Below are 20,341 nucleotides of genomic sequence, written 5' to 3'. Positions count from 1 at the left end.
ACTAACTCGCATGTATGCCTTACCCCTTGGAAAGCATCTATCCATTTTTCTTCTCAGTGGAGTAACTTTAATTTTAAGAGAGGTTTCTGACATATTTATGAGTGGGTTATTTATCCACTGCTGGTTATCAATTAATCTATCGTAATTTTTGTAGCAGTAGTCTATATCTGGATATGGATAATCCTTGTGAAACAATATTCCTTTCATCTAAAAATCCTCTTGCGTGTTAAGCATCATTCAATGTCATTTTTACTAACTTCATTAATGATCTCTTGCATAGGCACACCTGAAAAACACCTTTAAACCCATACATGCAAACCGCATACGCTTTAGTCGTTGATAAGTGGTGTTGTGGATGATTTATATAGCTAATAGCCCACTTAGCTTGTTCTGATTCTGGAATATCATCAGGACGTAAACGTCTAACATATGGTTTACCAAATCTGTGTTTGCTCATTTTTAAATTCCTTTTGGCTATCTGAAGCCGTGCTTTTGCTTCAAACTTGCGATTATTGACAGTGATTTATTACGACTTGTTGGTGTGATCTTGTGTTCGACTTGAAGCACTGGCGCTGGAATAGTTTCACCTGATTTAATTCTTGCTGTCATACTCCGCAACTCTTTGGCGCAAAGCTTCTTAACCTCACTATCCGTTAGACTTTTACTTCGCATCTCAGAGTAAATTTTGGTAACCATCCAGTAGCAAGCGTTTGATGGCCATTTCATTTCACGCCAGCCACGCATTTTGCAGTATTCTCGATATAGTTCGTAAAGATGATCCTCGTCAGGCAAACCAAGAGCTACATAATCTTCTTCCTTGCACCACTTGATAAATTGACCAACAGCAGGCCAGAAAGGGTTATCACTTGCTCTAGCATGTCGCATGCCGTTTTGAAGTTGCTCTCTGGTAGTAATTCCATTTTCAGCAAATGCGGCGATCCATTGTCTCTTAGCGTCCATTTCGTCATTTGCATTTTTAAAAACGGTACTAACTGACGCAGGAAAGAGTTGCTTTAAACTTTTGAATAGTGAATCAACCATCTTTTCAGCGTTTGAATTGACTACTTTTTTTGTGATATCTCCCTGTGACATTCTGGCTAAAGCGCCAGCATCACGATTATTGATTACCGCCATTAAATTGGTTTTCAAATGAAATCCCTCCATGCCTCCGGCGTGTTCCAGCTACCTTGCTGAGATGTTATTGCCTGATGGTTATTTTTAGGTTTGAACAACCCTTGCCAGCCATTAGCTATGGATTGATTAATTATTTCCTCAGGAGAATAACCCCCTTCGAGACATTCCAGTAAAAACTTAACCTGTAACTCAAAGGTCTTTTTAGTTTTGATAGGTTTTTTAATTTCATTCCTGTAATCAATCCAGTTGAACCAAATTTCACGATCCAACCAATCAGGGATAGATTCCTTCTTCGCATCAAATCCCTTTTTCTTTGGTTCATTGTTTGTTTCTAGTGACTGATTCTGTGACCCGTTTTTGGGTACATTCAAAGACCCGTTTTTGGGTACATTCAAAGACCCGTTTTTGGGTACATTCAAAGACCCGTTTTTGGGTACATTCCCACTTTTGGGATCATCACGTTTTTGGGTACATTCAGGCTCAATGTTTAAACGTAGAACTCTTACTCTTTTTGTTGGCCCTTTCCTTTCGCCTGTATCTGATATCAGACCATCTTCAATCATTAGGTTTATCCATTTACCAATAGTCTTTTTATCTAAACCTGTATCCTTTACTAACCGCTGTATACTTGGATAACAGCAGTGATACTCATCAGCTCTATCAGCTAAAGATAAGATCAGTATTTTTTGAGGAGCTTTTAAGTCTAGGCTCCATGCCCAATCAGTAGCTATTCTGCTCATAATTAATCTCCTCAAAATAAAATGAATGACTTGGTAATTGAATTGACACACCTAATCGACAAAGGTCTCTCCATTGTGAGACGTTGATAACACCGGAGAACTTAGATTTTTTTATCATTAAGTGAATTCTGTAATCCTCTAAGCTTTTTGCTCCCTTAGTTGAATTACAGCTCTGACAGGATGGGTTTAAATTCTTTATATTGTTTTTACCGCCTAACTTTTTTGGTACAACATGATCTATATGCATTTCATTGATTGAGAGATGTGTTCCACAGTAAGCACATTTACAGCCATACTTTCCGTGAGTAATTTCCTTTTTATTTATCCCTATTCCCTTACTCATGCTGCCTCCAATTGCTCTCTAGCCAGCAACCCAGCGATCCACTGAATTCCTTTAGGTGTGAATTTAACTTGTGTGTAAGCGTGACCGTTGATTTGATTCTCACCTGTTTTTACATCAAAACGCCCTGCTTCAAGGTGTTCTGAGTAAGGTGTTAATTTACCAGCCAGTTTGTACATAATTCGTTTTGAAAGTAGAAACTCTCTAAAGAAGTTCTCTTTCACTTTTAACAGTTTGCTTGTCTCTCTAAAACCCAGTAATCCAGTAGCTTGAACATAGCGATCAACAAATTCAGCCTTAGGCGCTGCGATTGCTAATTTCTGTTCTGCGATTTGTTTTTGCTCTGCCAAGTCAGCAGCGAGTCGTAAAGCTTCTGGCAGCGTTTGAGGTATGAGGGATTTTTGAGATTCAAGTTCTTGCCAGCGTTTAATGATTGCCATTCTTAACTTGATGCTGTAACCAGAAATCAAACATAGGCATTCTTCTTTGTTAAGCAGAAGCATTTGCTGTGTTCTATTTTTAGTGTCTATGTAATCTCCTAACTTTTCAGGAGATTGAATTTCAACCAACATCTTACGGATATCAGCCATCACATTGTCGTGTCTCTTGCCTGTAAGGTCTGCAATTTCACGACTACTCATGGTTAATTCACCACTGTTTACTAAAGTAGTTATTTGATTCATAATTACCTCATTGGGTTGTTGTTAAATTAAGTCCATTTGTTGAGAAGCCTCAGTTACCGCTGAGGTTTTTCTTTTAATCTTCCCCTTCCCTTCAAGCATCTGAATTAATCTCTCTGCGTAATCACCTTCAATGACAACCTTTGTTGGTTTCTCACTAATAGCGACTGAATCAGGTGGCAATCCAAGCTCTGTTATTGCTTTGCAAGCAAGCTCAAATATTCGATTTTTATCACGACTCGAAGTTGATGGATGAACGCCTAGCATTTTTGCCAGCCCGTTATTTCCGACTGAATACATTTGTTTTAGATAGAAGCTCATCAATTCATTTGACGAACATTCAACTTTGATAGTTTTTGATAGTTCCATTTGTTAAATTCCTTCTTAGATTACTTCCCATATTGGGAACAGCAGTAATGATCCATGGCTCATTCCATATGAGCGGATTGTTGATAATAGTTTGCCGATTGAAGTCAAAAGGCATGGCGTGAATTTTTAAAGAGCGGGTAAAGCTAAGCAACTTTTGGTGGAAATAAATCATCAATAGTGACTTTCACACCTTTTTGATTAAAGAAAACAACGAGCTTTCTACAAACGTCTAAGTCAGCTTTACGTCTACCATTTTCGTAATGGCTGACATTTCCTTTTGTACATCCAAGCTCTTTGGCTAAGTCGTTTTGGGTGATTCCCAATTTTTTTCTGTATCGACTTAAATTGTTCATTAGAACCTCCTTATTGCAATTAGGTTAGTATACATAAAGTATCCGATAACTCAACATTAAAGTATACATTTTGTGTGTCCACATATATGTATACATAACGTATAATCTTGGTATGAAAATGAAATGGTACGAACTAGCCAAATCCTTGATGAAGGACAAAGGCATTACTTATGATGATTTAGCTGAGCGCTTTTCGGTTTCGAAGGGTGCTGTTGGCCATTGGATGACAGGAAAGAGAGAACCATCTCTGCATGATATAGCGGGAATACTGGCATTTGTTGGTGTAAATAACGCAGTTATTAATTCAGATGGCTCGATTAGTATCGAAAAAGAAGATATTAGTCATCAGCCGCCAACATATGAATACCCTCTCTTCACTAAGGTACAGGCTGGCGCTTTCTCAACAGAATTTAACTCATATACTCAGAAAGATGCTGTGTCGTGGATACCGACAGCGAAGAAAGCCAGTGAGCGTTCTTTCTGGTTAGAAGTTGAAGGTCAATCAATGACAGCACCACCAGGAGGTAAACCAAGTTTTCCAGAAGGAATGCTTATCTTGGTTGATCCTGAGGAAGAGGTGGAGTTCGGAGACTTCTGTGTTGCTCGTCTACTGAATGATGAGTTCACATTCAAGCGATTGATTAGAGAAGGTGGAGTTGAGTATCTAGAGCCATTAAACCCACGCTATGACCTGATCCCTATTAACGGGAACTGCACAATCATAGGTAAGGTAATCAAGTCACAATGGCCTGACGACACGTTTTAGGGTGTGGACATTAAGGTAAAAATATTTTCTTCGCCTTATCAACAGGTTTTGATAAATCGATCATAAATAAGGGAAATACATCTTAATTTTTATATTCACATAGTGTAAATTATCGCTCCACTAAGAAAAGTTATTCACAGTTTTTCCAGTGAATCACTTGTAAAAGTGAGCTAGAACCATTATATATAGTGTATGAACAATTTTTAAGCTTAGTTCTATTTCACCTTTGCTTGTGGTTTAAATGTAAATTTACAAATGCAAGAATTTAATATGACTGAAATTGAACAGGCTCGATTTGAAAAAATAGTTAATATTGTTAGAAATACACTAAACGATTTAACTGAATTATTTGTAGAATTTGGTATTGATGGAATGCATGAGTTAACAGATCCATCAATTGAGCAACTGAAAAAATTAGTTTCTCAAATGAATGGATATGCGAATGCATACGAAAAACATCTTTTATCTTCCGATGATGAAAATGCAATTTCAGCCAGAATGCTCCTACAAAATGTAAAACAAGGTTTGTTATACGCTGAATCCTTGCTGATTGGTGTTGAGAAATTCAATATCGATGCTTGCAATAAAGCGCATGATGATATCAGAAAAAATACATTGATAACCCCAATGTGGAACAATCCTGAATAACTTAAATGAGGTAAGCCACTGCATCAATCAAGATGTGATGGAATGATGAGGAACATACTATGACACAATTAAACAAATTATATGCCAGTGCATTAAAGCTTGAAAAAATTATGAGCGAAATCAAAGAACGTGCAGCTACTAAACGTAGTAAAAAAGTTGCGTAATAACTGGTAGACCCATAGATTTATAAAAAGCCCTCCCCGCGAGGGCTTTTTTGTGCCCTCTCCCCTCCAAAGAAGTGATCTGCATTCCAATCTGAGATTTATTTGAAAATAAATTATCTGAAAATACAGATAGTTGACTTTTATTTATCTCAAATGTCTACATTTAGTATTTACATGCGTCTACTTATCGTATACATTTAATCACATCAAAGGCAAGCAACATGAAATACAGCCTAATGTTCTTTAACAATTTGGATATCACACTTGGCGTTGAGCGGAGAGATCTGCATAACTCAGCTCCTCGACAATCTCCAGCCTTCAAGGGGGCATGGCATTCTCGGGCAAGCGGCGGACAAGGTCAGGTGTTTAATACTAATTATAGGTCATTCAATGAGTGACCTATGGTGAGTAAAAGAATAACGGAGGATATGTGGAAATTTACTATCAACCACCAAAGAAATTTAAAGGCAATCCAACACCAGTTAGCGTTAAGAAAGTTAACAGCAACTCATTCAAAGCGCGCCAGTACGCTAGATATGCATCTTTCAGAGCTAACAAACTGAAAGAAGAAGAGATTGCTAAAGCTAACTCAGTGAAAGAGAAGAAAGAACGCCCTGTTCTCTCTCTCAAACCAACAAAGCATTATCCAAGTGGAGACAACTGTTGCTTACCTAATGTAGCAGTATTTTCAGGAGTTAAAACAAAACAGCCGAGCAGTGAGTTCGGGGTTACGGCGAGATAAAGCCCACGGATGGGCTTAGTGTTGATTACTCAGGAATTGATGAAATAACAGAGTCTAATTCTCCACCCTCAAATGAGGAAGACCAACCACAGGATTCGCAATGAAACGGAAAATCATTAAAGTAGGAACCGACAGATTTAAGACAGTTGGGACAATACACAGCCCGAATGTAGCCGCCAGAGGGATTTTTTCTAAAGGTCGCTCCCATATGCTGGATAAATTGATCCTTTTCCCTATAACTCGCTACTTCCTTCTCAAGTTCGCTGTTCTTTATTTTAAGCTCGGCAAGTTCTTTCTCGGTGGCTTCGTTGGCTTTTTGAATTACTTCAATCTGCTCGTAGATGAAAGTGATTCTCTCTCTAAGTACCTCATTAGTTTGAACAGTAGAAAGAGCACCAAGGGCATTTTTAATCGAAGAAATAAATAAACCTACATCCATTAATTCAATCCTTTTAATTATGTTGGGGCGATTGAGCGGCATGAACTCAAGGGCATGAGCGCGTCCACTGCGAGAGTGTGGATTATCAATAGGTTGGTGAGTTGATTAATAGATAGGAGATAGAGATGGAAATTGAAGTAAATACAAAAGCGAAGGTTGACATTAAAACGCTAAGAACCTGCATTAAAGTTTCTGATAGCTTCAACTGTGACATTCTTGATGCTAACGGGAATAAAGTAGAAAACTATAGCTACTATGTTCCTAACTTTTTCCCCGGTGACCACTACGGTGATTATCTGATGTTAGACATCGACATTGAAACAGGGAAGATAACAAACTGGAAAAAACCAACGCCCGAAGAATTACAGGAAATGCTTTATCCAGAAGGCGACTAGCATCGTGTTTAGTTAATAACGGAGGGAGTATGACATGCCAATGTTTAAAGTAACTTGCAAATGGAATGGTAAGCCTTGGGAAAAAGATATTGAAGCAGAGGATGAAGGCGATTGTGCAGAGCACATTTATCTATGGGCAGTAATTGGAGCTAAGGCAAACATCACGGAATTAGATATCAAAGAAATACCTCAGCAGTAACCCACCGCACCAACACCAGAGAAACCAAATAACAATCGCTATCAATCGATAAGTGAGGGTTTCGCACATCCAGAGGTAAGCATGAATATTGATAAATACAAATTACGTGTAGCCCAAAGCAAAGCTGGAATTGCCCGTTATCTCAAGGATGAGAACGGATGGAGCGAAGCAAACGAAACATTAAAAAAAGCATACGGAGTACAGAATGAACGCAAAACAGAAGCACGTAAAGCATCAGATATTCGCACTATTACGAGAGTCTGAACTAACTGATGATCAATTAGATGATTTGGTTTTCGAATGGAAAATGGGCATCAGCAAAGAAAAGACCCGCCTGATTCAAAACGAAATTAACACACGCAAGGAGCGCGCGTTTATCTAAGGGGGTTTTATGTTAACCAACGCATACGGACTCAGAAACGACTGGCACGAACGCCAAATGGAACGAGAGGCGTTTGTTAATTCTCAGGAAGAGAAAATATCAGTTGATGAGGTTATGGATAGCCTACCAGAAGAACTACTGTGCATGGATTTAGCAAGGAAGTTAAACCCGGTATTTGAAATTAGCCCTCAGGCGCTGGATGCGGTTTTAAATGGAATTAAAACAGCGATTCAGATTGGTATAGATAAGGAGGTTTTAGGATGAAACCCGGTATCTATTATGACATTTCAAATGAGGACTATCACCATGGATTAGGGATCAGTAAATCTCAGTTGGATTTAATAAGCGAAATGCCGGCCGAATATATTTGGAGCAAGAAAGCCCCTGTTGATGAAGAAAAAATAAAGGTATTGGATTTCGGGACTGCTATCCATTGTCTTTTGCTAGAACCAGATGAATACAGTAAGCGATACAAGATAGGCCCTGATGTAAATCGTAGAACAAACGCAGGGAAGCAAGAGGAAAAGGAATTTCTCGAAATGTGTGAAAAAGAAGGTATCACACCAATTACTCATGACGATAACAGGAAGTTGATGCTCATGAGAGATAGTGCAATAGCACACCCTATCGCAAGATGGTGCTTAGAAGCTAATGGAGTAGCTGAAAGTAGCATTTATTGGAATGATGAAGATACGGATATTCTTTGTCGTTGTAGACCAGATAAGCTCATTCAAGATCACCATTGGATTGTTGATGTAAAAAGTTCCGCTGACATTCAACGATTTGACCGCTCTATGTACGAATATCGTTACCACGTACAGGACTCTTTTTATTCTGATGGATATAAATCATTAACAGGCGAATCCCCTGTCTTTGTCTTCCTCGTTGTAAGCACGACTATCGACTGTGGTAGATACCCCGTTAGAGTTTTCAATTTAGACCAACAAGCGAAAGATATTGGTCGAACAACCTACAAACAAAATTTAAGAACGTATGCAGAATGCCTAAAAACGGACGAATGGGCAGGCATACGCACATTATCACTGCCCTACTGGGCTAAGGAATTAAGGAATGAGTAACCCACCATTAGCTCAAGCTGACTTACAAAAAACACAAGGTACAGAGGTAAGGGAAAAAACCAAAGATCAAATGCTGGTTGAGTTTATTAACAAGCCAAATATGAAAGCACAATTAGCAGCTGCACTTCCTCGTCACATGGCACCGGATAGAATGATCCGCATTGTGACAACGGAAATTAGAAAAACGCCAGAATTAGCCAATTGTGATATGCAAAGTTTTGTTGGTGCTGTGGTTCAATGCTCGCAGTTAGGATTAGAGCCTGGTAACGCACTGGGGCATGCATACATACTACCTTTCGAGAAAAAAAGAAAACAAGGTAATCAGTGGGTAACTGTCAGGACTGATGCGCAGTTAATTATCGGCTACCGAGGAATGATTGATCTTGCTCGTCGCTCAGGTCAGATAGTAAGTATTTCGGCAAGAACAGTAAGACAAGGTGATAGTTTCCACTTTGAGTACGGGTTGAATGAAAACTTAACGCACGTACCGGGTGAAAATGAGGACTCACCAATTACTCACGTTTACGCTGTCGCAAGGTTGAAAGATGGCGGTGTTCAGTTTGAGGTCATGACGCATAACCAAATTGAGAAAGTAAGGACGTCAAGCAAGGCAGGACAAAATGGTCCTTGGGTTTCTCATTGGGAAGAAATGGCGAAGAAAACAGTTATTCGCCGTCTTTTTAAATACCTACCTGTTTCTATTGAAATGCAAAAAGCAGTCATTCTTGATGAAAAAGCAGAGGCTAATGTCGATCAGGAAAACTCATCTGTATTTGAAGGTGAGTTTGAAGAAGTAGGTCAAGGTGCCTAACCGCCCGTTTAACCAAAGGATATAACCATGCCTGTAACTACTAAGGTGGTGAAAGTCTATTACTCGCCAGCTAGGAATAGGCGATATTTCAGCAAGGAAGCTGCGATTAAAGCTGAAGCCAAAGCGAGAATATTCAAGAAATACCCATCTGAAAAACCAGAATCCGACACTGGATATGCTGGCTACAACATTTGGGATGATAGACCTGAATTCTATCAACGAGCATTGCGTTTTCTTTCCTACCTAATAAAGAAAAACATCAATTAACCACGGACTCAGTGCAAGGATGCAAACAGGAGATAGATATGACAGATAAACTCAAAGAAGAAATTAACGCACTTCAAGGCAGAGCTGCAATGGCAAATATTGATGTATGCATCATGGTAAGGCTCTCCTTAACTATTCAAATTGCATCCTTTTTAATCGAGAAAGGAAAAACAATTGAAGCTAAGGACTGGCTACTTGGCGCGTTAGAGTGGGGAACTGATGTAAACATCTTTGATGACCTAGATGATAGTGACGGGAATTCAGAAGATATTCAAGCTTGGTTCGATAAGTTCGATAAGCGAATGGAGGGCGAAATTAGTTTAGATGAGGCATTTAAATTAATTCGTTCGCGTTACCCTGAAATCGAAAAGCTACGGACAGCTTAATTTAACTCGCAGGGATGCAATGAAGAGGAATGAATATGAAAGAGCGTGGAATTATTTTTAATGCTGAAATGGTTCGTGCCATTCTCGATGGGCGTAAAACTCAAACTCGTAGAGTAATGAACAACCAGCCTTGCACACTATCAGGAGAAACTATTTCCGTACAACAGGATGATTTTAATTTCAGATGGGCTGGCGATTTACATAACGATACCAGCGGTTGGTTTCCTTGTCCTCTTGGCAAGGTTGGTGATCGCCTTTGGGTTCGTGAAACATTTAAAACAGGGGTATGCACGGAATCAACAATTGCATATAAAGCTACACATAAACCATCTGATTTAGAGGAAGGATGGTATGAAGAAATTAAGTGGACTCCATCTATACACATGCCTCGTAGATATTCGCGCATTACGTTAGAAATTACTAATGTTCGCGTAGAGCGACTGCAGGATATAAGTGAACAAGATGCTATTGCTGAAGGTATCACCAATATTTCGGTATTGTCCAAGTATATTTTTTCAAAGTTGTGGGAATCAATTTATGGTTTTGACAGTTGGTCATCTAATCCGTGGGCGTGGGTTATTGAGTTTAGAAAGGTGGAGTGATGGATAAATCAAGACAGCAGTTTGAAGAATGGTCTGACGGAAAGGATTTATACGATATTTCTCCGTTTGATATATGGCAAGCATCACGCGAGAGTTTGGAGGTCGAGCTACCATATAAATTCCAACCAAGCTTTTACTCATATGAAGATGGGGTAAATACAGGCTTTGACGTATGCGCGGATATATTAATCAGCAATGGAGTGAAAATAAAAAATGAATGATAAATATAAGGCAGAAATAATTAACGGCAAACCAGTTATTTTATTAAATGGAAATATGATTGAAAAAGGATTTATTTCAATTGTAGATGCGGAAAAAAGAGCTAATAGCTTAAACTCTAAATTCAAAGTAGCCCACACATATAAAACTAAATAACCATGCAAATAATCGGATATGTATTACTCATGCTAATACAGGGTTCTGCTGTACCTGTAACGGAAGATATATACACGCAATCGGAATGCAATAAACGTGCTGAATATTTAATGTCAGTGAAGAATATTGAGGTTGTTTGTGGAGAGGTATGGAATGAAAGATAAATATTATGCTGGACTAGAAAATTACAAAGATTGCATTGAAATTGAACCTACAACAAAGGATTGTTTTATTTTAAATACTCCATCTTGGAATATGGACGTTACAAAACAAGACTTAATTGATATCAGAAATACTATTAATGAAATATTAGAGGCTGATAATGAATAAATACACCGAACTATCTGACTTCGAGATTAATAAAAAGGTTGCTAGTCATTATTTGCCATGTGATTACAATCTCAACGAACATGCAAAAACGGTAGAGTTAATTGGATTTTTAGGTGATACCGATGAGTACAATGTGTATGGCACATTCGACCCCTGCAATAACCCATCTGACGCAATGCCGATTATTAAAGATAACCTCATATCTATAACTCATGATGGAATAGCGTGGGATGTTAGTTGCGCTAAATACCCAGAGTTAAGCGTGTGGAATGGATTGGAAAATTACAATGATAATTTTTATCGCAAGGCTATGGAATTATTTCTATTAATCAAGGATGCGGAGAATGAGAATAACAACAACAGTTAAAAATAAAGATGATGTTGAATTAATTGCATACTCACATTGGTGCTTATCTAATTTCATTGACCTTAAATATAAAGAATGTGCTTATTCTCTTAATGATATGCAAGTATGGATAGTTAGAAAGAAAAACGGGAATATATCGGTTAAAGGATATAGGGTTTAATAATTAATATCGGCAATAGAATATTAAATGAATGGAAAATAGCATAGGTGAATTATGAGATTAATAATTCTCGGTGAAGTCACACCCATAGAAAGGATTGCTATTAATGAGGCACTGAAAGCCCATAAAAAGAAATATAATAGAACAGGAATAATCGTTAGCCACAAAATAAAGATAGGAAAGAATATCTACCCAGTCGAAATAGAAAACTGTCGTAAATCATATATGGTCACTTTGCGTAATAAAAGGCAAAGGCTATGAATGCACAAGCAATGGAAAACGCGCGACGACAAATAGCAAAGGAATGCTTAATCGAACTAAGAAGCCATGGAATACCAAACGACAAACTAACCACTCAGATCCTCGATAAATACACACCGAAGTTTAAACCATTAAATCACACAAAGTACAATACCAAAGATGTTATGTGCCAATACATCAGAAATCTGCAAAAGGAAGAGAAGAATGGAAGGAATAACCATACCTAGAAAAGAAGCTGCGGAATTTATTGGTATATCAGAAGATACCCTTTCTCGTTGGTGCAAGCTAGGATTGATTGCATACACAAGAAAGGATCCATCAAAGAAAAACTCACCATATCTATTTACGAGAGCTGCGTGTATTGCGGCAGCTAATAAATCAATTCACAATATACCAGTGAACGCTGGTGAGACACGAGAGGGAAAGTCATGTCTTTATTCAGAAGAGGTAAAATATGGTACGGAAACTACACGACGCCAAGCGGTAAAAGAATCAAGGAATCTCTTGGCACAGAGGACAAGAAGCTCGCGCAGGAGTTGCACGACACAAGAAAGGTCGAGTTATGGCGCATAGAACGTCTTGGTGACTTCCCTGATGTTACTTTCGAAGAGGCTATAGTTCGATGGATTGAAGAGAAAGCGGACAAAAAATCACTGGATGACGATAAAGGTCGGCTTTCTTTTTGGTTAGATCACTTTGAAGGATACCGACTTAAGGATATTACAGAAGCAAAAATATATTCCGTTATCAATAAGATGGTAAACAGAAAAGCAAGGGAGCGATGGGAAAAACAAGTTGGATCAGCAAAAAGAAAGGGAAAGGAAATTCCTGCATTTACTGATATTCCTGTCAGCAATGCCACCAAGGCAAAGCATCTCGCCATCATGAAATCTCTGTTAAGAGCTGCTGAACGTGACTGGAAATGGTTAGAAAAATCTCCAGTTATCAAAGTTCCAACAATCAGAGAAAAGCGGGTTCGGTGGTTAGAGCATCATGAAGCTAAAAGACTGATTCAAGAATGCCCTGAACCACTGAAATCCGTAGTTACATTTGCATTAGCCACTGGATTAAGGCGATCAAATATTATCAATTTAGAGTGGAGTCAAATTGATATGCAAAGGAAAGTTGCATGGATAAACCCAGAGGATAGCAAATCAGGCCAAGCAATTGGTGTTGCTTTAAATGACACTGCTTGTCAGGTTCTTAAGGAGCAAATAGGAAACCATCACAAATGGGTATTTGTTCATACTGAATCAAAGAAGAGACAAGACGGAACATTAACGCCAAGCGTTAGGAAAATGCGAGTTGATTCTAACACGGCATGGAGGGCAGCGTTAAAAAGAGCAGGAATAGAAAACTTCCGCTTTCATGATCTGCGCCACACGTGGGCGAGTTGGTTAATTCAGTCCGGAGTTCCGCTTTCAGTATTGCAAGAAATGGGCGGATGGGAATCAGTTGATATGGTTAGAAGGTATGCACACCTAGCTCCCAATCATTTAACTGAACATGCAAAGCAAATAGACAGTATTTTTGGCACTTGCGTCCCAAATCCGTCCCACTTGAGAAAAGTAGAGAATCTAAAATGAATGTAAGCGTTTGATTTTAAATGGTACGCCCTACAGGATTCGAACCTGTGACCTACGGCTTAGAAGGCCGTTGCTCTATCCAACTGAGCTAAGGGCGCCTAGAGGAACTTAGACGTCAGCAATCACTGCTGATAACGGGTGTGAATTATACGTTCAACATTCTGAGAGTCAACGCTTTTTCAACGATATCAAACTATATGGTCAAAATATGGCAAGTATTCGACTGACAGATTGCTCTTGATCTGACAAAATAGACCAATACCGTAATTGAATAATTTGGATGTATAGATGTCAGCAAGAATTATAGATGGGAAATCGATTGCGCAGACCATCAGAAGTGAAGTTGCAGAAAAAGTAAAACAACGTATTAATACAGGAAAACGAGCGCCTGGTTTAGCTGTTATTTTAGTGGGTGATAACCCAGCATCACAGATTTATGTTGGAAGTAAACGTCGCGCTTGTGAAGAAGTAGGCTTTATTTCTCACTCCTATGATTTACCAGATACTACCAGTGAAGCTGATTTATTAAATCTTATCGACCAGCTTAATGCAGACAACACCATCGATGGTATCCTCGTTCAGCTCCCTTTACCTGCCGGAATTGATAATGTTAAGGTTTTAGAACGCATTCATCCTGATAAGGATGTGGATGGCTTTCACCCTTACAATATCGGTCGCCTATGCCAGCGAGCACCTAAATTACGCCCTTGCACACCTCGTGGTATTGTCACACTACTAGAGCGTTGTAATATTCCTATGAATGGCTTAAATGCCGTTATTATTGGTGCATCAAATATTGTTGGTCGCCCGATGAGCTTAGAACTATTACTTGCGGGTTGTACAACAACGGTTACTCACCGTTTTACTAAAGATCTGCGCTTTCATGTTGAGCACGCGGATTTAGTTGTTGTGGCGGTAGGTAAGCCTAACTTTATTCCTGGTGAGTGGATTAAACCGGGTGCAATCGTGATTGATGTCGGTATAAACCGTCTTGAAAGTGGTAAAGTTGTCGGGGATGTTGATTTTGAGGCAGCATCTCAACGTGCGGGCTGGATTTCTCCTGTCCCTGGTGGTGTAGGTCCAATGACAGTAGCCACACTTATTCAAAATACTTTGCAAGCATGCGAAGAGTATCACGACCCTGAAACAGGAAATAATTAATCGATGGAAACATTTCAATTAGATGGGCATGACTATGTCGAGCTTTGTGATTTATTAAAACTTCAAGGTTGGACTGAAAGCGGAGCTTCTGCTAAAAGTGTCATTGCTGAAGGTTTAGTGAGTGTTGACGGCGAAGTTGAAACCCGTAAACGCTGTAAAATTGTTGCAGGAAAAGTGGTCACCTTTGGTGAGTTTTCCGTTAGCGTCAGCAAATAATCAGCAAATTAATTAATATTGAAAAAGCGTCGCTATCTTAGCCTCGCTTTTTTCTTTTTAATCCTTTTTTGCCTTTAATTCGCATTTTCTCCCTCTTTTTTCTTATTTAGTCATATTCCAAAAAGAAAAATCAATATAACCAATTGAATTAAAATAAAATAATAAAATTTAATTTAATTTATTTAAATTTAGATCATCATTTTTAAGCCGATCTATGGTTATAATCTCCTTTCGCAGTTCAGCAAATTGTACATTTTATAAAAAAACAGATAAAAAGAAATGCTATAAGTTATTATTTTATATATGGATAACACTTTTTAACCATTACTGTAAAACTTCAGCAACAACCCTTTTTATTGATATTTTTATCCGTTTATTCATGTTTAAATGCCCTTAAATGTGATTTAGATCTAATTTATTTCTACTTTCATTAGGCAAAAGAACATTGTTTGTACTAAATTACAGGTTATAATTTGAAACGATTCAGCCTAACAGCACTATTTTAGTTGTTATTTTGTGATATTTAAGTCTTTCTTGCCCTTTATCTAACAGGAGATTTTATGCTCGACTTACCCACTCAAGGTATCTCTGTCTTTGCTAAATTACAGCAAAAACCGATGCCTGTTCTTTTATTTAAGGTAAGGAACTAGCATGAAACGCAGAGTAGCAACCATCACACTTAACCCTGCATATGATCTTGTTGGTTTAAGTAATCCCATTGAACTTGGTGAAGTTAATCGTGTTAAAACGGCTGGCTTCCATGCTGCTGGTAAAGGCATCAATGTGGCTAAGGTTTTAAAAAGCCTTGGCGTTGATGTTACTGTTGGCGGTTTTTTAGGCAAAGAAAACCAAGATGGATTCCAAAAAGAGTTCAGTGACTCCGGTATCGCTAACCGTTTTCAAATGGTTGAAGGCCGTACTCGTATTAATGTCAAACTCACAGAGCCTAATGGCAAAGTGACTGACTTCAATTTTTCAGGTTTTGAAATCACAAAACAAGACTGGACTCGCTTTGTTAACGACACGCTAAGTTGGGCGGGTCAATTTGATATGATTTGTGTCAGCGGTAGTGTTCCCCCGAGTGTTGATCTCAATGATTTCACTGCGTGGATGACACGCTTACGTCGCGAATGTATGTGCTTGATCTTCGACAGTAGCAGAGATGCTTTTGTCGCAGGATTAAAAGCCTCTCCTTGGTTAGTTAAACCTAATCATCATGAATTAGAGATTTGGGCAGGCAGACCTTTACCTGAACTTTCTGATGTTGTACAAGCGGCACAAACATTACGTCAGCAAGGTATTGCCCATGTTGTTATTTCATTAGGTGAACAAGGTGCTATGTGGGTAAATGCATCAGGTGCATGGATGGCAAAACCACCTAAATGTGATGTTGTAAGTACAGTTGGTGCTGGAGATTCAATGGTGGGTGGTTTAATTTATGGTTTAATGATGCGACAAACCAGTGAGCACACCTTACGTCTAGCTACTGCTGTTTCTGCGCTTGCTGTAAGCCAAACCAATGTTGGTATTCACGATCGTGAACAATTAGCAAAAATGATGGCAGAAGTAGAATTAACTCCTCTAAAATTATAAGTAATAACATTCGGTGGTAAGTTGAATAATATTAAGTAGAATTACCACTGCCTTCATTAAATATATTAACGCTATGTTATAAAGCTCTAAAATAGAATCTCTTAAATTGATTAATATTTATTTATTATTAAATCAAACTTTATTTTTTCTATTTATTCGATAAACTTCACTTTAATAAAATTTGATAAAGATATTCTAAAGCCAATAAAAACTTATTTCTGTTTTTAGGAGAAGTTATGGAAAGGCCCATAGTACTTTTATGGATCCAAGTTATTTCGGTATTATTTTTAGGTGTAAGTTTATTTATATTAGTTGCCGGGGCACCAATTTATTTATTAGCAATGGCAATGGGTGGCGGCCAAACAATGCTAGTGGGTTTTTTCATCATGCTGTGTCTAATTATAACAATGATAATGCAAGTTACAGCATGGATAAAACTAGCTAGAAATAGTAGAAATGCTTACTCTTTTTTGAAAATTTCATGGGTATGTTTATCTATTTCGCTCTTTTTTATGCTTAGTATTTCGATGTCATTAACAAATATGTCAGAGATTGGCTTTGTTGTTTTTTCTATTATCGTTATCTTAACACATCGGCTTTTTTTCTCTGAAAATGTGATTTCTTATTTTGAAGATAAACAAAAAGATAACGAAAGAAAAACTAGTATTATTAGTCAATAAATTAATCATCAGACAAAAAATATCGGATATTAAATATCCGATATTTTTATATTAAACATGTATTAAGTGTAACTACTCAATCATTGTATTAATTATTACGACGCCAAACTGTTCCTTGAGGACCATCTTCTAAAACAATCCCCATCGCTGTTAATGCGTCACGAGCAACATCAGCAGCAGCCCAATCTTTATTTTTACGAGCATCATTACGCTGTTGAATTAACGATTCAATTTTTTCAACTTCACCAGCATCATCTGCTTTAGCGCCACTTTGTAAGAAGAATTCAGGCTCTTGCTCTAATAAACCTAATACCTTAGCAAGTTTACGTAATACCGCGGCTAAGCCATTCGCTGCATTCATATCAACTGATTTTAGGCGATTCACTTCACGAGCTAAATCAAACAAAACTGAATAAGCTTCTGGTGTATTAAAATCATCGTTCATTGCGTCAATAAATTGTGCTTCAAACGTTTCACCACCCACAGGTTGTGCATCTGCATCAGTGCCACGTAATGAAGTATAGAGGCGTTCTAATGCAGTACGAGCCTGTTTTAAGTTTTCTTCAGTGTAGTTAAGTTGACTACGATAATGGCCTGATAATAAGAAATAACGCACTGTTTCAGCATCGTAATAAGCCAATACATCACGAATAGTAAAAAAGTTATTAAGTGATTTAGACATTTTTTCTTTGTCTACCATCACCATACCAGAATGCATCCAGTAATTAACGTAAGGGCCATCATGGGCACAAGTTGATTGTGCTATCTCATTTTCGTGATGAGGGAACATTAAGTCTGAACCACCACCATGAATATCAAAATGATGTCCTAATTCTTTACCATTCATCGCAGAACATTCGATATGCCAACCCGGGCGGCCTTCTCCCCATGGAGACTCCCAGCTTGGTTCACCCGGTTTAGACATTTTCCATAAGACGAAATCCATTGGATTGCGTTTTACGTTAGCCACTTCAACACGAGCACCGGCTTGTAGTTTCTCTAAATCTTGGCGAGAAAGTAAACCATAATCAGGATCAGTATCAATCGCAAACATCACATCGCCATTGTCGGCAACGTAAGCATGTCCACGTTTAATTAACGCTTCTGTTAATTCTATAATTTCAGCAATATGGTGTGTTGCACGCGGCTCTGAATCAGGGCGAGCAATATTTAATGCATCAAAATCTTTATGCATTTCAGCTAACATACGAGTCGTTAATTGCTCACATGTTTCATTATTTTCAATCGCACGTTTGATGATTTTATCATCCACATCCGTTACGTTACGAACATAGTTAACATCGTATCCTAAGTAACGCAGATAACGGGTTATGGCGTCAAAAGCCACAAATGTACGTCCATGACCAATATGGCATAAGTCATAAATAGTGATGCCACACACGTACATACCTATTTTTCCTGCATGGATAGGTTTAAATTCTTCTTTTTGGCGAGTGAGAGTATTAAAAATCTTTAGCATCAGTGGACGTTCCCGTTTTCAACTGTACGTGTTTATTACGTTTTTATATAAAAGAAAATAACAATTACTATAACATGAATGTTTATTAGGATATTGGATCTTGAAGACAAAGCAAACTCAAGATTAGTACCTTTATCTTACTCCGCTTAACACTTATTTTCACTGTTCAATCGTTGATAGTGAACAATCAAACTTCTGTTATGTGGCTAAATTTTAGCGAAAAGTGTTTTTTTCTCTATTACTGATTTATTTAGCAAGAAAAATCAGAACGAGAAAAAGATGCATACTGACTAAATTAGGCAACTGTGATATAAAAACGGGACTGTTGTTTATGCCCAAATCTGGGTAAAGCTAAAATTATATTAGGATCTGAATATGGTTACTTTTCATACCAATTACGGCGATATCGTGATTAATACATTTGCAGACAAAGCACCTGCAACCGTAGAAAATTTTTTAGACTACTGTAAAGAAGGATTCTACGATAACACTATTTTCCACCGTGTCATCAATGGTTTTATGATCCAAGGTGGTGGCTTTGAACCAGGTATGAACCAAAAAGCGACCAAAGCGCCTGTAAGAAACGAAGCAAACAATGGCCTAGCAAACAACCGCGGTACATTAGCAATGGCTCGTACGAACGATCCACATTCTGCTACTGCTCAATTCTTTATCAACGTTGCAGACAACGATTTCTTAAACTTCCGTGCTGAAAACGCAAATGGTTGGGGATATTGTGTCTTTGCTGAAGTTGTTGAAGGCATGGACGTTGTTGATAAAATTAAAGCTGTTTCCACAGGTCGTAGCGGTTTCCACCAAGATGTTCCTCGTGAAGATATCGTCATTAAAAGTGTAACGGTTAGCGAATAAGCCTCACTTTTTATGTGTACGCTTTTTATTGCAGACCTGCATTTAAGTGAACATGAACCGGCAACCACTGCCGGTTTTCTTCGCTTTTTAAAAGAACAAGCTATTCATGCAAAAGCTCTTTATATCCTAGGTGATTTTTTTGATTTTTGGATAGGTGACGATGATCCTAATCCTTTGCATCAACAAATTGCTCAAGCTCTGATGACGCTAAAAAATGCAGGAGTACCTTGTTATTTTATTCATGGAAATCGTGATTTTTTAATTGGCTCTCGTTTTGCAAAAGAGAGTGGTATCACCTTACTTCCACAAGAAAAAGTACTCGAAATTGAGAAGCATCGCATCCTAATTTTGCATGGTGATACACTTTGTACAGATGATGAAGCGTATCAACGTTACCGTAAAAAAGTGCATAATAAATTTATTCAGCGCTTATTCTTACAACTGCCTCTATTTATTCGACTGCGTATCGCTGACAAAATGCGTTCACGTAGCCAGCACGAAAATCAGTATAAGTCTGATGCTATTATGGATGTTAATCCGCAGGCAGTGATTGATACTTTTAAGCATTTCAATACAGAATGGATGATCCATGGTCATACTCATCGTCCAGCAATTCATACTGTTAATATTGATGATAAAATACATTATCGTGGTGTATTAGGTGCTTGGCATACTGAAGGTTCTATGTTTAAAGTAACGGCTGAAAAAATAGAACTTATTCATTTTCCCTTCTAAGTTGTTTTGCTTATTTTCTACATAAAAAGGC

At 38.1% G+C, this 20,341-nt stretch carries 33 protein-coding genes and 1 tRNA gene; 24 read left to right on the top strand and 10 right to left on the bottom strand.

The window, feature by feature from the left end; translation table 11 throughout:
- Positions 1 to 226: 226 nt before the first annotated feature.
- The 7 genes from DK857_RS02520 to DK857_RS02490 all read right to left on the bottom strand — a co-directional run bounded on the left by DK857_RS02520 (position 227) and on the right by DK857_RS02490 (position 3,616).
- A complete protein-coding gene (locus DK857_RS02520; RefSeq protein ID WP_109401448.1) occupies positions 227 to 457 on the bottom strand; it encodes a hypothetical protein in 231 nt (76 codons plus the stop codon).
- 17 nt (positions 458 to 474) lie between these two features.
- A complete protein-coding gene (locus DK857_RS02515) occupies positions 475 to 1,149 on the bottom strand; it encodes a replication protein P (RefSeq protein ID WP_109401551.1) in 675 nt (224 codons plus the stop codon).
- Positions 1,146 to 1,874 (bottom strand): helix-turn-helix domain-containing protein, encoded by a 729-nt coding sequence (locus tag DK857_RS02510; RefSeq protein ID WP_109401447.1) that lies wholly within the window; start codon positions 1,872 to 1,874, stop codon positions 1,146 to 1,148. The genes DK857_RS02515 and DK857_RS02510 overlap by 4 nt, the downstream gene beginning before the upstream one ends.
- Positions 1,855 to 2,217, bottom strand: a complete 363-nt coding sequence (locus DK857_RS02505; protein ID WP_052124540.1) for an HNH endonuclease — start codon at positions 2,215 to 2,217, stop codon at positions 1,855 to 1,857. Before DK857_RS02505 ends, DK857_RS02510 begins: the two co-directional genes overlap by 20 nt.
- Positions 2,214 to 2,897, bottom strand: coding sequence for a phage antirepressor KilAC domain-containing protein (locus tag DK857_RS02500; protein ID WP_109401446.1), 684 nt, complete (start codon positions 2,895 to 2,897; stop codon positions 2,214 to 2,216). The genes DK857_RS02505 and DK857_RS02500 overlap by 4 nt, the downstream gene beginning before the upstream one ends.
- A 21-nt stretch (positions 2,898 to 2,918) precedes the next feature.
- Positions 2,919 to 3,263: a hypothetical protein gene (locus DK857_RS02495; protein WP_109401445.1), complete on the bottom strand. Its 345-nt coding sequence runs from the start codon at positions 3,261 to 3,263 to the stop codon at positions 2,919 to 2,921.
- Positions 3,264 to 3,406: 143 nt separating this feature from the next.
- Positions 3,407 to 3,616 carry a helix-turn-helix transcriptional regulator gene (locus tag DK857_RS02490; protein WP_049257589.1) on the bottom strand — a complete coding sequence of 70 codons (210 nt, stop codon included), beginning with the start codon at positions 3,614 to 3,616 and terminating at the stop codon, positions 3,407 to 3,409.
- Between the two features lie 82 nt (positions 3,617 to 3,698).
- Between DK857_RS02490 and DK857_RS02485 the strand changes: the two genes are divergently transcribed.
- The 3 genes from DK857_RS02485 to DK857_RS02475 all read left to right on the top strand — a co-directional run bounded on the left by DK857_RS02485 (position 3,699) and on the right by DK857_RS02475 (position 5,936).
- A complete protein-coding gene (locus DK857_RS02485) occupies positions 3,699 to 4,382 on the top strand; it encodes a LexA family protein (protein ID WP_073969828.1) in 684 nt (227 codons plus the stop codon).
- Between the two features lie 270 nt (positions 4,383 to 4,652).
- On the top strand, positions 4,653 to 5,030 hold the full coding sequence (locus DK857_RS02480; protein ID WP_049264714.1) for a hypothetical protein: 378 nt from the start codon (positions 4,653 to 4,655) through the stop codon (positions 5,028 to 5,030).
- Between the two features lie 594 nt (positions 5,031 to 5,624).
- Entirely contained in the window at positions 5,625 to 5,936 is a 312-nt protein-coding gene (locus DK857_RS02475) for a hypothetical protein (protein WP_109401444.1), read from the top strand.
- 25 nt (positions 5,937 to 5,961) lie between these two features.
- Here DK857_RS02475 and DK857_RS02470 read toward each other — a convergent pair whose 3' ends face one another.
- On the bottom strand, positions 5,962 to 6,375 hold the full coding sequence (locus DK857_RS02470) for a coiled-coil domain-containing protein (protein ID WP_109401443.1): 414 nt from the start codon (positions 6,373 to 6,375) through the stop codon (positions 5,962 to 5,964).
- Between the two features lie 125 nt (positions 6,376 to 6,500).
- Here DK857_RS02470 and DK857_RS02465 point away from each other — a divergent pair, with 125 nt between their 5' ends.
- From DK857_RS02465 to DK857_RS02400, 15 genes are all read left to right on the top strand, one after another.
- Positions 6,501 to 6,770 carry a hypothetical protein gene (locus DK857_RS02465; protein ID WP_109401442.1) on the top strand — a complete coding sequence of 90 codons (270 nt, stop codon included), beginning with the start codon at positions 6,501 to 6,503 and terminating at the stop codon, positions 6,768 to 6,770.
- A 34-nt stretch (positions 6,771 to 6,804) separates the two neighbouring features.
- On the top strand, positions 6,805 to 6,969 hold the full coding sequence (locus DK857_RS19100) for a hypothetical protein (RefSeq protein ID WP_157957587.1): 165 nt from the start codon (positions 6,805 to 6,807) through the stop codon (positions 6,967 to 6,969).
- An 81-nt stretch (positions 6,970 to 7,050) separates the two neighbouring features.
- Positions 7,051 to 7,233 (top strand): host cell division inhibitory peptide Kil, encoded by a 183-nt coding sequence (gene kil / locus DK857_RS02460; protein ID WP_109401441.1) that lies wholly within the window; start codon positions 7,051 to 7,053, stop codon positions 7,231 to 7,233.
- Positions 7,234 to 7,360: 127 nt separating this feature from the next.
- Entirely contained in the window at positions 7,361 to 7,615 is a 255-nt protein-coding gene (locus DK857_RS02455) for a hypothetical protein (RefSeq protein ID WP_109401440.1), read from the top strand.
- Positions 7,612 to 8,430 carry a PD-(D/E)XK nuclease-like domain-containing protein gene (locus DK857_RS02450; protein WP_109401439.1) on the top strand — a complete coding sequence of 273 codons (819 nt, stop codon included), beginning with the start codon at positions 7,612 to 7,614 and terminating at the stop codon, positions 8,428 to 8,430. The genes DK857_RS02455 and DK857_RS02450 overlap by 4 nt, the downstream gene beginning before the upstream one ends.
- A complete protein-coding gene (recT, locus tag DK857_RS02445) occupies positions 8,423 to 9,241 on the top strand; it encodes a recombination protein RecT (protein ID WP_109401438.1) in 819 nt (272 codons plus the stop codon). The genes DK857_RS02450 and recT overlap by 8 nt, the downstream gene beginning before the upstream one ends.
- A 27-nt stretch (positions 9,242 to 9,268) precedes the next feature.
- Positions 9,269 to 9,508, top strand: a complete 240-nt coding sequence (locus DK857_RS02440) for a hypothetical protein (protein ID WP_109401437.1) — start codon at positions 9,269 to 9,271, stop codon at positions 9,506 to 9,508.
- A gap of 38 nt (positions 9,509 to 9,546) precedes the next feature.
- Complete coding sequence (locus DK857_RS02435) at positions 9,547 to 9,894, top strand: hypothetical protein (RefSeq protein ID WP_109401436.1); 348 nt, start codon at positions 9,547 to 9,549, stop codon at positions 9,892 to 9,894.
- A 35-nt stretch (positions 9,895 to 9,929) separates the two neighbouring features.
- On the top strand, positions 9,930 to 10,496 hold the full coding sequence (locus tag DK857_RS02430; protein WP_109401435.1) for an ASCH domain-containing protein: 567 nt from the start codon (positions 9,930 to 9,932) through the stop codon (positions 10,494 to 10,496).
- Complete coding sequence (locus tag DK857_RS02425) at positions 10,496 to 10,717, top strand: hypothetical protein (RefSeq protein ID WP_109401434.1); 222 nt, start codon at positions 10,496 to 10,498, stop codon at positions 10,715 to 10,717. Before DK857_RS02430 ends, DK857_RS02425 begins: the two co-directional genes overlap by 1 nt.
- A complete protein-coding gene (locus DK857_RS19095; RefSeq protein ID WP_157957586.1) occupies positions 10,710 to 10,871 on the top strand; it encodes a hypothetical protein in 162 nt (53 codons plus the stop codon). The genes DK857_RS02425 and DK857_RS19095 overlap by 8 nt, the downstream gene beginning before the upstream one ends.
- 153 nt (positions 10,872 to 11,024) lie before the next feature.
- Complete coding sequence (locus tag DK857_RS19190) at positions 11,025 to 11,201, top strand: hypothetical protein (protein ID WP_167394829.1); 177 nt, start codon at positions 11,025 to 11,027, stop codon at positions 11,199 to 11,201.
- Positions 11,194 to 11,568, top strand: a complete 375-nt coding sequence (locus DK857_RS02420; RefSeq protein ID WP_109401433.1) for a phage protein NinX family protein — start codon at positions 11,194 to 11,196, stop codon at positions 11,566 to 11,568. The genes DK857_RS19190 and DK857_RS02420 overlap by 8 nt, the downstream gene beginning before the upstream one ends.
- Before the next feature lie 214 nt (positions 11,569 to 11,782).
- On the top strand, positions 11,783 to 11,989 hold the full coding sequence (locus DK857_RS02410; RefSeq protein ID WP_109401431.1) for a DUF4060 family protein: 207 nt from the start codon (positions 11,783 to 11,785) through the stop codon (positions 11,987 to 11,989).
- A 428-nt stretch (positions 11,990 to 12,417) separates the two neighbouring features.
- A complete protein-coding gene (locus tag DK857_RS02400; protein WP_109401429.1) occupies positions 12,418 to 13,575 on the top strand; it encodes a tyrosine-type recombinase/integrase in 1,158 nt (385 codons plus the stop codon).
- Positions 13,576 to 13,596: 21 nt separating this feature from the next.
- Here DK857_RS02400 and DK857_RS02395 read toward each other — a convergent pair.
- Positions 13,597 to 13,673, bottom strand: a tRNA-Arg gene (locus DK857_RS02395).
- A gap of 190 nt (positions 13,674 to 13,863) precedes the next feature.
- Here DK857_RS02395 and folD point away from each other — a divergent pair.
- The 4 genes from folD (at position 13,864) to DK857_RS02375 (ending at position 17,225) form a co-directional block, all read left to right on the top strand.
- A complete protein-coding gene (gene folD, locus DK857_RS02390) occupies positions 13,864 to 14,736 on the top strand; it encodes a bifunctional methylenetetrahydrofolate dehydrogenase/methenyltetrahydrofolate cyclohydrolase FolD (RefSeq protein WP_109395572.1) in 873 nt (290 codons plus the stop codon).
- A 3-nt stretch (positions 14,737 to 14,739) separates the two neighbouring features.
- Entirely contained in the window at positions 14,740 to 14,952 is a 213-nt protein-coding gene (gene ybcJ, locus DK857_RS02385) for a ribosome-associated protein YbcJ (protein ID WP_109401428.1), read from the top strand.
- Positions 14,953 to 15,603: 651 nt separating this feature from the next.
- Positions 15,604 to 16,545, top strand: coding sequence for a 1-phosphofructokinase (gene fruK / locus DK857_RS02380; RefSeq protein ID WP_109401427.1), 942 nt, complete (start codon positions 15,604 to 15,606; stop codon positions 16,543 to 16,545).
- A gap of 236 nt (positions 16,546 to 16,781) precedes the next feature.
- Positions 16,782 to 17,225 carry a hypothetical protein gene (locus DK857_RS02375; RefSeq protein ID WP_109395570.1) on the top strand — a complete coding sequence of 148 codons (444 nt, stop codon included), beginning with the start codon at positions 16,782 to 16,784 and terminating at the stop codon, positions 17,223 to 17,225.
- Between the two features lie 88 nt (positions 17,226 to 17,313).
- Here DK857_RS02375 and cysS read toward each other — a convergent pair whose 3' ends face one another.
- On the bottom strand, positions 17,314 to 18,705 hold the full coding sequence (gene cysS / locus DK857_RS02370) for a cysteine--tRNA ligase (protein WP_109401426.1): 1,392 nt from the start codon (positions 18,703 to 18,705) through the stop codon (positions 17,314 to 17,316).
- 375 nt (positions 18,706 to 19,080) lie between these two features.
- On the opposite strand from cysS, the gene ppiB reads away from it, so the two are divergent.
- Both ppiB and DK857_RS02360 read left to right on the top strand, forming a co-directional pair.
- On the top strand, positions 19,081 to 19,575 hold the full coding sequence (gene ppiB, locus DK857_RS02365; RefSeq protein WP_006533972.1) for a peptidylprolyl isomerase B: 495 nt from the start codon (positions 19,081 to 19,083) through the stop codon (positions 19,573 to 19,575).
- Positions 19,576 to 19,587: 12 nt separating this feature from the next.
- Positions 19,588 to 20,310: a UDP-2,3-diacylglucosamine diphosphatase gene (locus DK857_RS02360; RefSeq protein WP_109395568.1), complete on the top strand. Its 723-nt coding sequence runs from the start codon at positions 19,588 to 19,590 to the stop codon at positions 20,308 to 20,310.
- Positions 20,311 to 20,341 lie beyond the last annotated feature (31 nt).

The sequence above is a fragment of the Proteus terrae genome (assembly GCF_003144325.1).
Classification (GTDB): Bacteria; Pseudomonadota; Gammaproteobacteria; order Enterobacterales; family Enterobacteriaceae; genus Proteus; species Proteus terrae.
The sequence above is the reverse complement of the archived record's forward strand: the minus strand, read 5'-3'. Positions and strand labels throughout refer to the sequence as shown.